The following is a 13,007-nucleotide window of genomic DNA, read 5'->3' as shown; positions in this document are numbered from 1 at the left end:
CGCCGTGGTCGGCCCGACCATGAGCCCGACTACGGCAGCTAGACGGCTGTGTTGCCGGATCGTGACGGATGGTCGGGGCTGGTGGCCGTCAGCCTGGTCGGGGTTGGCGGGTGAGCTGACGCCATGGAACACACGCACGCCTCCACGCCCAGGACTACCGGCCGCCCCACCTCGGTGGGCCCGGTGTGCCGCCGTGTGCGCAGCGCGCGGCAGGCGTCGGGGACGCGGCGGTGAGCCGCTTCGGGGCGGGGATCCGCCGGGGAGCCATGGCGGCCGATCAGTTCACCCAGATCGCCAACGCGCTGTTCCGTGACTCCGGGCTGTCGTTCAAAGCGAAGGGCATCTTCGGGTACGTCTCCACGCACCGGAACGGCTGGCAGGTGACGGTCACCGACCTCGTCCGCCTGGGCCCGGACGGACGCGAAGCGGTACGCACCGGCCTGCAGGAGCTCGAGGCGCACGGCTACCTGATCCGTGAACGCCTGCGCCGCCCGGACGGCACCCTCGGCGAGATCGTCTACTGCATCACCGACCGCCCGGCCACCTTGGACATCGCGCTGATCGAAGCCGACGTGATGGTCACGGCCACCGAGGCCGAGTACGCCGACGGCCTCCCGGCGGGGATCCGCCGGGGCGTGATGGCCGCTGATCAGTTCACCCAGATCGCCAACCAGCTCTTCCGCGACACCCGGTTGTCCTTCAAGGCCAAGGGCCTGTTCGGACTGCTCTCCACACACCGGGACGGCTGGCGGATGACCGTCACCGACATCGCCCGCCGTGGCCGCGACGGTGAGGCAGCCGTCAAGAGCGGGCTGAAAGAGCTGGAGAAGCACGGCTTCCTGGTCCGGGAACGCCAGCGGGGCCCAGACGGCACCCTCGGCGCGGCCGCGTATTTCATCACCGACCTGCCCGCTTGGCAAAACCCCAGGTCCGGGCCAGAGTCGGGTTTTCCACCAGTGGATGACCCTACGTTGGCTGATCCCGGCACTAAGAACACCAACAGAAAGAAGACCACCAAGCAGAACACCAGACCCCTCCGTCCGTGCTGCGGCGAATCGCCGCAAGCACCTGGACGGACGGGCCAGCCGGACATGCCGCCGACAGCGCCCGCGGCGGATGAGATGCACCCGGGGATCCGACTGCTGCTCGAACTCGGGGCGGCCCGCCCCGAGCTGCTGCTGACCGGGCAGGCGCTGACCGACCAAGGCCGCGTCGTGACCGTGATGCTGGAATCCGGCTGGAGCCGCGAGCAACTGCGGCACGTCATCGCCGCCCGGCCCCTGCCCCATCCGGTCCGGACCACGGTCGGCGCGATCATCGCCGCCCGCCTGCGCGCCGCCCAGGCCTACCCGCCGCCCACCCTCGCGGCCAGCCACCACGACGCACCCGCGTGGGACGACCAGCCGCCGCACCCGATGACCGGCTCCGCTGCCACGCGCACGGTGAGCGAGGCTCTGACCTACCGGGCCCTTACCGAATGCGCCGGCTGCGGCCATCCCGGAACCGCCCCCGGCGAGGACCTCTGCCCGGCCTGCCTCGGCTGGCCGCTCTGCCGCACCTGCCCCGGCCCCACACCCCGGCGCGCCCACCCCGACGGCGACGGCCAATGCACCACGTGCGCCTCCGCCTTCACCGCCCAACCGGAAGGAATCAGCCCGTGACAGGCACGCTCCACACACCACCCCCGGCAGCGGCCGGAAACCACGAGCGCCCCTTCACCCGCGACCCGGGACGGTGGGAAAGAGAACGCTCCCGCGCCCTGCGGACCGGCCACGTCCGCGACCACACCTGCTCGGCCGCCTGCGAGCCGGTGCTCGTCCACGAGCGCACCCCCTGGGGCTGGCTCGCCTGGACCGTCCCCGGCGACGGCAGCCCGCCCCAGATCCCCCACCGGATCGCGGTGCTCACCCCCGGCGCGACGCGTACACAGCGCCTTGCCCTGCGCTGGCTGGCCAGGCGCCCCGCCCAGCGCATCGCCTCGGACAGGGCCTGGTCCCTGCGGTTCTCCGCCGCGGCCGTCGCGCTCGTCAGTCTGGTCGTCGGCCTGGTCGCCATGAGCCACCAAGTCCCCGTCGACGTCGCTCTGCCAGCGATGCTCCTCGCCCCGCTGCTCGCCGAACACCTGCCCGAGCGGCTGGACAGCGGGGCCCGCGCACACGTCCACACCGTCGAAGGCGACGATGCCTGCCGCTACCTGCAGCGCCTCGCCGCCCTGCACACCTCGCTCGTCCACGCCGCCGCCGGCAGCGACCGCTACGAACTGCGCCGCTCGGCCGAGATCGGCCACAACCTGCTGTGGGACGCCGCCAGTCTGCTCCAGGCCCGGGACACCCGCGCGGTCGCAGACGGCCTCATCGCCCGCGAACGCCTGATGCTGCAACTCGCCCACCAGGTCGCCCAGATCATCCAGCGCACCGCCGACGAGGACGCCACCGCCGACGACGTCCAGGCCCGCGACCTCGCGCCCCTCGACCGGCATGCACCGAGCGTCCGGCCGGCGACACCTCGCCCCCTGACCGCCCCATCACCTCGGAAGGGAACCCTGCTCATGCCCCAGCCCGAATCCGGCCCGGCCGACCGCACCCCGGACGTCTATCTCCTCTTCGCGCACGAGCCGTACTACCCCGGCCCCGGAACGCAGGAGTTCAACACCACCGTGGTCGCTGCCGACTCGCTGCTCCACCCGCAGGTGCGCCAGCCCGACGGCGCCCGCATCCACGACCTCCTCACCCAGGGAAGGCAGCCGGGCGAGATCATCCCGCTGGCCACCCTCACCCACGAACTGGGCGGCGGCGCCGACTGGCCGACTGTCGGCGACTGGGAGAGCGTCACCACCGACCTGCTGCAGCTGGTCCGCGACGGGGACTGCGATGCCCTCAGCCTCGGCCTGCCCGAGATCGCGCGCGCCCTCGTCTGCACCAGCCCCCACAGCCACGTCCGCGCTTATGACGCCGCGGCCGACGACGTCGTTGTCTACGGTTCTTCGGAGCGCGCCGCGGTCCTGGACGAAGTCGGCGTGCACCTCACCGGCATTGCGACCGAGCAGCCCTTCTGGCCGGGGGACAGCCTGCTGCCCCCGCTGGTGGGTCGGCGCGCTGGAGGGCGATGAGCCCGGCCGCAGCGAGGGGAGCGGATCATGTTCGGATACGAATCGCGAGCCGTCTGGGCAGAACTGTGGCGCATGCTGTATCGACTCGTCCACCGGTGTGAGGGTGGCCCGCCTGACCCGTGAACGCCAACGCCCCAGGCCATCTGCCTGGGGCTGGCTTTGACACCGGTTCGTGGCCTCACCCGAAAGCGACGACGATCCGTGAGGCGCTTTCCCTTGCCTGGCCGACCCCACGCCGCAAACCGCCCCCCGCTCGTCGCCGCTGGAAGTCGACCATCGGCCAGATGCTGAAGACGGATTTGGACGCGCCGCACAGGCAGCCCCGCACACACGATGAAGTGGATCTATGACCGGCTGGTCGACGAGCTGGGGATGGAGGGGTGTCGGTCACGGCGGCGGAGGCCAGCGGGCGGTCCCGGTGAGGAGGCTGCTGGCCATGGCGAGCACGACGGCAGCCGCGGCCGCGGCGGTCGTGCGGATGAGGACAAGGGGCAGCAATCATGCCTGGCCCGGAGGCCAGCGGCCCACGCACAGGACCGAGGAGAATATAACGGGGCATTTATCCATCGGAGTCGGAAGCGGGACAGCTATGACGAAGCTGTCTATCGAGGAACGGCGCAGCTTGTACGCGCCCCCACGGCTCGTCTTGAGCGGGCTCGGGGAGGGGGTAACCGTCCGAAGCAGTAGTGAGGCCAGTAGGACTGTGGGGCAGTCAGGTGTCCTGGATGGTGGCGCGACGTGTTTGCCGCCATTTGAGGGTGAAGACGATCCCGGCGGCGAGACCGACCACGACTTGCGCGATGTCACGAACCAGCTGCCATGTCTGCAACGATTCGGCGCGGTCGATCAGCTCCCACGCTCGCCCTGCACCGAGGAACACCGCAGCACCGAGCACCCACAGGGCCAAGGTCTGACGCCAGCTCCTAGTGCGCCTTGGGGCGCTGGGGGTGGGTTCCAGGAGCGGTGCGTAAGTCTCCCGGTACCACGCGGCCAGATGGTCCTGGAACTCGGCGTGCCGGAACTGGTAGGCGGGTCCCACTGCGCGGAGCAGGTTGAGCCGGTGGGCGTCGTCCAGGAAGCGCATGAGCGTTAGAGGGAGGTGTCCGCGCCACCAGGCGTGGATGACGGCGACGGCGTAGACGAGACAGGCGCGCTCGCCGCTGAACAGGGAGACGCCCACCGCGATCAATCCCAAGAAGAGCACTCCGAGGGTGGCCTCGTTGTCCGAACGGCCGTCCCACGTCATCCACCCGATCAGGGATCCGGCAGCGGTGATGATCAACGCCAGCGTGAGCAGCAAGTTGTCCCGGTCCGCGCGGAGCGAGCCGAGGGGAGTCCCTGAGCGGTTCGCGCCCCAGGCGCCCCACACGGTTTCGCCCCAGGCGGCCAGGCCGGCAGCCGAACCGACGACGACACCGGCGTTGAGCCCGAAGAGAACGCTCTCCCCGGACATGAGCGAGCCCGGGGAGTCCGCCGTGGCGCTCTTCCAGATCCAGGCGGCTAGGGACACGGCCACGACTAACGCCGCACCGGCCGGAGCACCGACCAGTGCCCCGAAGCCCACCTTGCGCCAGAATCGAGGCTCCGACCGGGAGTAGCGCGGGAGGCTGAGGGCGTACCAGGCGTTTGAGAACCGGGGGATCGAGTCGATGGAGCGGTTCGCGAAGAACGCGCTGACGCCTCCCGATACGGCACCGAGGAACAGGCAACCCCAGGCACCCGTGGCCGCGTCAGGGACATCCTTGGTGGGCGAAACCGTTCCGATGAGCGCACCCGTCGCGGCGCCCAGGAGCGCCCAGGTGATCACCTGCGCCCAGGGCAGGGCACGGCGTGACAGCGTCAAGGACGCCAGGCGCCACCAGAGCAGGTCCCTGGTCCCGGGTCCCGCCGACCGGTCCAGCGCCGACGGTTCCGGTGCGCGGTCCATGCAATCGGCGAGGAATCCGAGCCAGCGGCGTACGTCGACGGGATGGTGATGGTGGCGTGGCCGGAGCCAGTCGGGCACAGCGTCCTCATGCAGCGGTGGCTCCAGGACCTTGGGGATGAGCTCGTCGAAAAGATGCCCGCGCAGGGCCTCCTGGTCGTCGAAGAGCCCGGGCCGCAACAGGTCCCGGGGTGACCTCTCCGCATACGTCGCTTTCAGCAGGCCCAGGTCGAGCGGGGTGGTGACCGCTTCGGCGAGAACGCCCAGCGGGCCGGTGTGGGGGCCGGGGGCCTCCAGTTCCGTGAGCAGCTCCTCCCACCCCGGTGCCGGTGTCCGGGGCATCGCTTTCCTGAGAAATGCGGCGGCGTCGGCTGTGGTCAGCGGGCGGGGCGAGATGAAGTGCGCGTCGCTCAGCATGCCACTGCGAGAGGCGGTGGACGCCTCGAACTCCTCGGTGCGACAGGTCAGCACGAGCGGATACCTGGTCGCGTCGAGTACCTCGAACGCCTTGGCGCGCATCTCGGCGGGGATCTCGTCGAGCCCGTCCAGCACTATGACGACATGATGCCGGTCGACAAGTCGCCGGGGCATGTCCGGGCTGATCCGGGACACCTCGGGACAGATGCGTGCGATCTCCTCCGCGACCCATCCTGCGAACGACCTCTCCGGTGACCATCCTGCGGCGGAGAGAAACACCGGCACCAAGCGGGGTGTCGTGGGCTCCTCGTCCCCAACACCCCGGGCAGGCGCCAGCAGGGCCAGGGTCAGTTGCATGGCGAAGGTCGTTTTGCCGCTACCGCGGTTACCGACGATAACCAGCCGCGGTGGAGTCCACCGACTGAACTCAGCGGCGAACCCCTCCATCTGGCGGCGGGTTGCTTCACGGTCCGTGGTCGCTCCCGGGAGCACGACGTGCTCTGCTTGTTCCGGCGCGGAGACGACCTGCCACACCACGGGCATCGGCTGCGGCCCGTCCTGGTCTCGCAGCTGAGCCTCCGCCTGCCAGGCGTCGAGCCCTGCTGAGGCGAGTTCGGCCTTGGCCTCTTTGAGGACCTGCTCCGTCGCCCTGGCGGCGATGCGTCCCGTGACCTTGCGGTGCCACATGTGCAGGCCCACACCAGTCGTGATGATGGGGAGACCCGCCGCCACCGCGTCGATCACCGATGCCCAGTCATCGGCCCACAGCGTGCCGAGAACCGCCGCGAAGGCACCGACCAGCAGCAGCACGCCAACCCAGTACAGGGTGTCTTGCCTTCTCTGTCCCCCGCGACCCATCCGCCAATGGTGGCAGGCCGCCCCTCTCACGCGGGAGAGGGGAACAGTCCGTTCATCCAAGGGATTTCACGGTTACGTGGAGGCTCCGCCGATGGCACCACCTGCGACACGTCCGCGCATGGTATCGGCGTGAGAATCACGCGTGATCGTCGTCTTCACCTGACGGGCGATCACAGCAGCGGGTCGGCCCCGTCGTCTACGCCGAGGAGCAGGACGTGGTGGCCGACGGCCTCGGTGACGCCGTCGATGACTCGTTCGACATCGAGACGCAGCCGGATGCGTCCGGCTCCTTCGCCGTTGCGCTGCAGGTCCTGCTCCAGCTCGTCGACGAGGCGGTCCAGGGCGGCTTCGGCCGCGGTGTAGTCGGCCAGGTCGCGGGCGAGGAGCTCGCGGGTGGTGGTGTCGCGGACCTGGTAGTGAGGCATGCGCGGTCCGTCCGTCTGATGGTGGGCAGTCAGGTGGTGGGCGGTCAGGTGGTGGGGTCGGCGATCCTGCGTGCGGCGTTGACGGCGCGTGACCAGACGTCGGGGCTGCCTCCGTGTTCGCGGGCGAGGGAGGCGGCGAGTCCACGGATGTCGCCGCGTTCGCGCAGGGCGGCCAGGGCGACGGCCGCCCGCCGGTCGGCTTCCGAGCGGGCCGGCGCGGCGGCGGGGCGGTGGGCGAGGGCGGTGCGTACGACGTACTCCCAGGACCTCTGCGGCCCGCCGTGCTGCTCGCTGAGCTGGGCGGCCAGCCCCGGGTGGTAGCCGTCGCGGTCGATTCGCTCGGTGGCGTACTGCGCGGCGAGCTGCGTGGCGGTGAGCGGCTCACCGCCGGCGCGGGCGCTCAGCTCGGCCGCCAGTGCCTCCTCGAGGGCGGAGGGCCGGCCGACGGCCGCGCCGGGCTGGGGCCCAGGGCGGCGGCCGGCCTTGCCGAGCTTGTCCCCGGTGCGCTTGCGGTCGAAGTCCTGCAGGTCGCCGACGCGGAAGCCGGGGGTCATGCGGCCGGTCGGGCCCTCGACCGGTTCCGCGAGGGGCTTCGGGAAGTAGTCGGGGTTGTCCTTGAGGTACTTGCGGATGGCCGAGGCTCCGCTGAAGCCCAGCCACTTGGCGGCCGTGTTGATGGAGACGACGTCCTCCGGGTCGGCCTGGTACAGCTCCGGGTCGGCCTTGAGGACCTTGTTCGCCTTCTCCTGCTGGAACCAGGTGTAGAAGTCGCGGAACTGCTGCTCGTCGTAGAAGTCGCTCCCGTCGATGCGCTCCTTCTCCGGGTGGCGGTGCTCCTCCGGCTGCTCGAGCCGGATCTTGTACCAGCGGGCCGCGGTACCGACGCTGGCGCCGGTGAACTCGCGGATCCAGTCGCGGTTGACCACGGTACGGTCGCCGACGACGCGACGCTGCGGGTTCAGGGCCTTGGACATTGCACTCTCCGGTTCGGATCGCGGCCCTATACTGAGGGCCTGCTCCTCTTGGTCCTTCGGCGCTCACGCGCCGGCGGGCGAGTCGAGTTGGTGATGGTGGTCGGCGGGACGTTCGGTCGGGGTTGCCGCCCTGGGCCGACACCCCCTGAAGGGGGTGCCTTCCGCCGCCCACCGCTTTTGCCGCTAGCTTCGCGTAATCAATATGGCGCTCTTGATGAGTGGCTGTCAACCTCGCCGACATCCAGAGCGCGTCACGACCGGCTACGGCGGTGCGCGGCCCACTCCCGTTCGAACTCGGCACGGGTGCGGTTGGTCGGTCACTCGCTTGCGGTGAGCTGGTGCAACGCCATGGTGGTTCAGGCTTGCGGCGATGAAGATGTGGCCCTGTGGGGGCTGAACTGTACGAGGTCGCTCAGACGCTGACTGTGGCATCGGCCCGCTCCACCACGATTAGCTAACTTGCCAACGCCGCCGAAACGTACGTAACGGGGCGTATTGATTGAGCAGTTGGGCGGGTGGATGCTGGGCGCCGAGGTGTTACGCAGATGGGGCGCCCCAATGACGAAAACATGCACGTGGACCGGCCAGGACTTCACGTTCCACTGGACGGCGCCTAAAAACTGGGACACCAGCGCCCCTCCTGGCACGGACGACGACATGGTCGTGCCCGGCGGCCAGACCTACGACTCACCTGTTCCACCGGCCGGAACTGTCGTGCATGCCCTGGAGGTTTCCGGCGGAGGACTGCAGGCCCGGATGTCCGTGAAGTCGAGCTTCACCTGGCAGGCCGGAAAGCTTGACGACGGCCTCGACCTCGGTCAAGCGCGGATCCACGTCCTCGGGCGCGGCGGACAGGCTACCGGCGGCAATATCGAGATCTTGACGATCGGCACGCTGACCGAGACGGACCTCGGGATGAGCGGCGGCGCGCGGCTGACCAATAGCGGCCTGCTCTCCACGACGGGCAACGTGCGGCTGTGGTGGGTGGCGGGCGGAAACCCGGTCCTGTCGAATGTCGGCACCCTGTCCGTCGACCTCGGTGCCCTTGTCCTGGACGATCTGATCGTCCTGCTTGAAGGAACGCTCACGATCGCCCCGGGCGCGATCGCGTCCTTACGGGGCTCGACCGTGCCAACGTTCATGGTCGGCAAGGCGTTGGTCCGAGGTGGCGGCACGCTGGAGGTCGCATCTGGCGGAAGGCTGTACGCGGCCGACACCGCGAGAGTTCTGTCGGGCACGACGCTGCTGCTCGGGCCAAACGGCACGATTGCCGACAAGCGGGCGCCCGTGCTCTACCCCGGGCTCGTCACTGATCCGGGGAAGCAACAACTCGTCGTTCAGGGGCCGTTCCAGTGGACCGGCGGCACAATTGAGGGCGATGTCCTCTTGAGCGGGACCGCTGTTCTCAACGTCATCGGACCGGACAACCACCTGCATGCGAACGGCACGGTGCTTCTGGCCGGATCGGGAGTCGTCAACGGATCGGCGACCCTTCAGGTGGACCAGGGCCAACTCAGCGTCTCAGGCGACTTGTTGCTGCAGAGTCCCCTGGTCATCGACCGCGGCCGGGGATGGTCTCTCGACATACGCGGGAAGCTTCGCATCGGTGGTCCGGCGACAGTGAAGTTGGGGGACTTCCCTCTGGATAACCGTGGAGTGATCACGGTGGAGGAGGGAACGCTGCACCTCGCCCAGCTCGCCAGCCCACTGACCCAGCACTCCACCGGATCGCTCAGCCTGGCTCCCGGCACCACCGTGCGCGTGGAGCAGCAGCTGCGCATCGACGGCTCCGTCACGGGCTCCGGGCGGATACAGGGAGACCTGGCCCCGCTCGGCACCCTACGACCAGGAAATGCGGCGCAGCGAGGAACCCTGGACATCGACGGTTCTCTCCAGCTAGACGCCAAGTCGACCACGCGCCTGGCCCTGCAGGGACCGGCGGACTACTCACGGGTGCACGTCACCGGGCAGGTCTTCGCAGCGGGCACGCTGCGGGTCGAAGCACCCGGGTATGTACCGGCCGCCGCCGACCGGTACGACATCGTGACAGGTGGTGCGGGGACCCTCACGGCCGGTCGATACGCTCGCGTCCAGCTCCCGGCCGCCGTCAACGACAGGTACCTGCGTCTCACTTACGACGGCGCGAACGTCGTCCTCAAGACCGCGGTCAGCGTGCCAGGGTTCGACCTCAAGGACCCCCCGCCGCTCGCGGACCTGGCCGCATGGGTCGCCGCTTCCCCATATCGCTGGGTGGGCTACTACCTGAAGGCGCCGTGCCACTCGGCGAGCTGGATGGGGAAACGGGCCTTCCTGACCGGTCTCGGCCTGGGCGTAGGCATCTTCTACGTGGGTCAGCAGACGGCTGGAGCGAGTCCCTGCATCCACCATGACACGACCGCGGGTCACGGCCGGATCGATGCCGCGGACGCCATCGCGTCTTGCGCTTCCGAGGGATTCGCTCCGGGCTCGTGGATCTACCTGGATGTCGAGGTCAACCCTGCTGGCGCCCCCGAGGCCGGGATGCTGGCCTATGTGCGCTCCTGGGTCGAAAGTCTCCTGCAAGATGGCACGTTCAACCCTGGTCTCTACGTCCACCACCGGGAGTTGGCGGCGTTAGACGCCGTGGTGACCAGCGCCTTCCAGGCCGCCGGCAGGCCCGACCGGGCGCGGTACTGGTGCGTCGGCGGTCCCCCGACGTCAGCGCTCACCGACCCGCCCGCCCGGTGCGGCGTGCCCGAGGCCACCGTCTGGCAGCAGCGGAACAATTTCGACGAGAGTTTCGGCGGACATACGCTGCACATCGACCGAAGTGTTTGCGTGTTGCCGGATCCCTCGACGCCTTGAGTTCGAACTAGGCGGTCTTGAGTAGTTGGGTCGTGGTTGGTGTCAGCGTGGTGGCTCTGCGTGATACACCGCCGTCGACGGCGGCGTGCAGTTCGGGTTGGTGAGTTTCCGAAGAGTCGGGGCGGTGAGGACGGCGTTCACGGGGAAGTCCTTCGAGTTGGTGAGTGGGGCCGGTACGGGGTTGCCGCCCCGGACCGGCGGTGGGGCAGAACGGCCAGCGCGTGTGGTTCACGCGGTCCGCGACCGCGTCAGGTGTCCGCGCTGGGTGGGGCGCCGCGGTTCCAGGGAGCGAGGACGGCCCGCGGCTCGCTGGCCCCGTGATCGCGTTCGTGCCGTGCGGCTGCCAGAAGGGCGAGGATCCGTTCGCCCTTGATGGCGGCCTGGTGGCGCAGCGGGCCCGCGGGGATCTGGTCGGGGAGCGTCACCCGCATCGTCCCCAGGTCGATCTGCAGCGTGACGGTGCGTACGAGGGCCCATCCCCCCTCCTGCCCGGCGTACAGCTGCAGCCGCGCTTCCACGTGGCGGTCGACGGGGGTGAGCACTACGTACTCGTTGCGCCAGGAGCGGTGTTCGACGTCGGGGGAGATCCGCACCCGTGCGGGATGCGTGCGGCCGGTGGGCACCATGCGGTCGTTGAGGGGGGCGGTGGGGTCCTTCTCCCGGCGGGTCACGTGCTCGTGGAACGGGTACCAGCCAGGCCCGTAGAACACGGCCTGGGCGTCCAGGACGTAGTGCCAGTCGCCGAGATCCAGCTTCACGCCGTAGATGTCGCGCTCGGGCTCGGCGGCGACGTAGAGGTCCAGGGGCGGCGTGAGCGGGCGCGGCATCAGGGCCGGGGCGAGGCAGGGGAACGCCGGCAGGTCGGTGGGCAGGAACGTCGTGCGGGTGTTCCCCAACTCCCCAGGTACGAAGCGGCCCGTGCCCACCACCGTGCGGACCAGGCGGGGGACGGTGCGGTCGTGCGCAGTGACGCGGAGGGCGACGGCCGAGCCCTCGACGGAGATCAGCTCCTGGAAGTCCCAGTCCGGCCGGTCCGCGCACAGCCCGTGCTGCAGCTCGCGCAGGGTCCGGGAGAAGCGGCGGCCGAGCGGGTCTTCCGGGTCCCGGCGCGGGGCCGAGGGGAGGACCAGGGCGGCGGCGGGGTGCCACCGGTCGGACAGGACCTGCCACGGCCCGGGCGGCAGCAGCGCGGCGACCTGGCCGGCGAGGTCCTCGGCGTCGGTCAGCTCTCGCAGGACGGCGGCGGTGAGACGCGCGGTGGACGGTGCGTCCCAGGGACCTCCCAGGGTGAGGCTCAGCCCGCTGCCGGGGGCACCCAGGGTGACGCTGAGCCGTCGGCGGTCCAGCCAGGCCTGCGCGTGCCCGAACTGGACGAACAGCCCAGGCTCGCCGGGTTGTCGGAAGGGGGCGCCGGTGGTGAGCAGGCGGGCTACGGCCTCGCGGGGCGGGTGGGCGTCGCGGGCGTCGGGCAGGGCCGGGGCGTAGCGGGTGACCGCGTCCAGGATGCGCGATACGGCGGGCAGCGGGGTGAAGGAGCTGAAGCGCGCGGTGCAGGTCCGGGCTGGTCCGGTGGGCGACGGCGCGGCGAGGGCCGCCTGGAGCGGCCCGTGCAGCTCGCGGGTGCGCAGGGTCAGCTCGTAGCCGCCCGGTAGGTCGGCGCACAGGCGCTCGCCGCCGACGCGCAGCCGGTGCGCGACCACGGCGTCGGACAGGCCGTAGGTCGGAGAGACGGGCTCGAACTCGGACATGGCGCAGGCCTCCAAGGGCGGCGGTGGGCGGTGCTGGTCAGTGGGCGATGCGGGCCCGGGCCTTGTCGGCCTGGACGTGGACCGCGTCGGCGTGCGCGGCGGCGCGGACCTTGTCGGCCCAGTCGGCGGCGCGCTGGGCCAGTTGGGCGAGGCGCACGAAGGCGGCGTCCTGGTGCTGACGGGCGCGATCCATCAGCGCCGCGTGCTCGTCGGTCAGCTCGTCGGCGGCGTACGCGGCGATCGCTTCGACGCCGTGGCGGCGGGTGACGCGCCCGAAGGGGCAGGCGCCCTCCTCCTGCTCGATGACGGCGAGGTCGGCGGCGGGCCAGCCGGTGTCCTCGTCGCGCGGGCCGAGCTGGATGTCGAGCACGCACACCGCGTCCGGATCGTGCAGGCCGTCACCGTGGTAGCGGATGTGCGGCCGGGGCACCGGGCCGGTATGGCGCTCGGTGTGCGCGCGCCACCGTTCGGGGGAGGGGTCCTCCTCGTCCTGGTGGAGGCGGTGAAGGTAGGAGACCAGGGCGGGCAGCTGCCAGGCGGGGGAGCCGAACGGCGCGGCCGGCATGGCGAGCCCGGCCCGGGCGATCAGGCCCGTGTGGTTGCTGACGGCGGCCTGGGCGACGAACAAAGAGGCGTTGAGGCGGAGTTCGGAGCGGAGCATGGCGAGGCCTTCCGAGCGGGCAGCGCGCAGAGAGGGAAGGGGGAGGG

The 13,007-nt window shown here is 70.4% G+C and carries 8 protein-coding genes; 3 read left to right on the top strand and 5 right to left on the bottom strand.

From position 1 onward, the window contains the following. Nucleotides 1-266: 266 nt before the first annotated feature. Nucleotides 267-1,661: a hypothetical protein gene (locus EDD92_RS00095; protein ID WP_399181377.1), complete on the top strand. Its 1,395-nt coding sequence runs from the start codon at nucleotides 267-269 to the stop codon at nucleotides 1,659-1,661. Continuing rightward, on the top strand, nucleotides 1,658-3,109 hold the full coding sequence (locus EDD92_RS50660) for a hypothetical protein (RefSeq protein WP_260326235.1): 1,452 nt from the start codon (nucleotides 1,658-1,660) through the stop codon (nucleotides 3,107-3,109). Before EDD92_RS00095 ends, EDD92_RS50660 begins: the two co-directional genes overlap by 4 nt. A 712-nt stretch (nucleotides 3,110-3,821) precedes the next feature. On the opposite strand, the gene EDD92_RS00085 is transcribed toward EDD92_RS50660, so the two are convergent. The 3 genes from EDD92_RS00085 to EDD92_RS00075 all read right to left on the bottom strand — a co-directional run bounded on the left by EDD92_RS00085 (nucleotide 3,822) and on the right by EDD92_RS00075 (nucleotide 7,707). Then, nucleotides 3,822-6,260: an NACHT domain-containing NTPase gene (locus EDD92_RS00085; protein ID WP_123962288.1), complete on the bottom strand. Its 2,439-nt coding sequence runs from the start codon at nucleotides 6,258-6,260 to the stop codon at nucleotides 3,822-3,824. A 218-nt stretch (nucleotides 6,261-6,478) separates the two neighbouring features. After that, nucleotides 6,479-6,733, bottom strand: coding sequence for a hypothetical protein (locus EDD92_RS00080; protein WP_123962287.1), 255 nt, complete (start codon nucleotides 6,731-6,733; stop codon nucleotides 6,479-6,481). 44 nt (nucleotides 6,734-6,777) lie between these two features. Next, nucleotides 6,778-7,707 (bottom strand): hypothetical protein, encoded by a 930-nt coding sequence (locus EDD92_RS00075; protein WP_123962286.1) that lies wholly within the window; start codon nucleotides 7,705-7,707, stop codon nucleotides 6,778-6,780. Nucleotides 7,708-8,364: 657 nt separating this feature from the next. On the opposite strand from EDD92_RS00075, the gene EDD92_RS00070 reads away from it, so the two are divergent. Continuing rightward, nucleotides 8,365-10,551, top strand: coding sequence for a glycoside hydrolase domain-containing protein (locus EDD92_RS00070; RefSeq protein ID WP_185123874.1), 2,187 nt, complete (start codon nucleotides 8,365-8,367; stop codon nucleotides 10,549-10,551). 248 nt (nucleotides 10,552-10,799) lie between these two features. Here the strand turns inward: EDD92_RS00070 and EDD92_RS00065 are convergent, their stop codons facing one another. After that, a complete protein-coding gene (locus EDD92_RS00065) occupies nucleotides 10,800-12,299 on the bottom strand; it encodes a hypothetical protein (RefSeq protein ID WP_123962284.1) in 1,500 nt (499 codons plus the stop codon). 37 nt (nucleotides 12,300-12,336) lie between these two features. Further along, nucleotides 12,337-12,960, bottom strand: a complete 624-nt coding sequence (locus EDD92_RS00060) for a hypothetical protein (protein ID WP_123962283.1) — start codon at nucleotides 12,958-12,960, stop codon at nucleotides 12,337-12,339. Between the last annotated feature and the right edge of the window lie 47 nt (nucleotides 12,961-13,007).

Origin of the sequence: Streptomyces sp. TLI_185 (genome assembly GCF_003814765.1) — a bacterium.
Classification (GTDB): Bacteria; Actinomycetota; Actinomycetes; order Streptomycetales; family Streptomycetaceae; genus Streptomyces.
The sequence above is the reverse complement of the archived record's forward strand: the minus strand, read 5'-3'. Positions and strand labels throughout refer to the sequence as shown.